We start from the raw sequence: 285 nt of genomic DNA on the forward strand, positions 1-285 counted from the left end.
GTATTCGTCTCCGCGCTCACAATGTGCCATTAACGCCAATAAGTTAGCTTGAGTACCTGAGCTACAAAAAAGTGCCTCCGCAAATTCAAAGCGCTCACATGCATATGCTTCTAGTTGGTTAACACTTTCATCATCGCCATATACGTCATCGCCTACAGGGGCGTTATACATTATATCGCGCATAGCTTTAGAGGGTTTAGTTACCGTATCTGAGCGAAAATCTATCATAGGGTTAATCCTTACTATATTATTATTCGAGTTCTTCGCAAATTTGCTCACGTGTAG

Annotated in this window: 1 protein-coding gene; it reads right to left on the minus strand. The window is 41.8% G+C overall.

The features are described from left to right. A partial coding sequence (locus AAEY72_RS14520; protein WP_352311226.1) for a beta-eliminating lyase-related protein occupies positions 1 to 228 on the minus strand: 228 nt, incomplete at its 3' end. Between the last annotated feature and the right edge of the window lie 57 nt (positions 229 to 285).

Source organism: Psychrobacter sp. W2-37-MNA-CIBAN-0211, from assembly GCF_040309405.1.
GTDB classification, from domain to species: Bacteria; Pseudomonadota; Gammaproteobacteria; order Pseudomonadales; family Moraxellaceae; genus Psychrobacter; species Psychrobacter glaciei.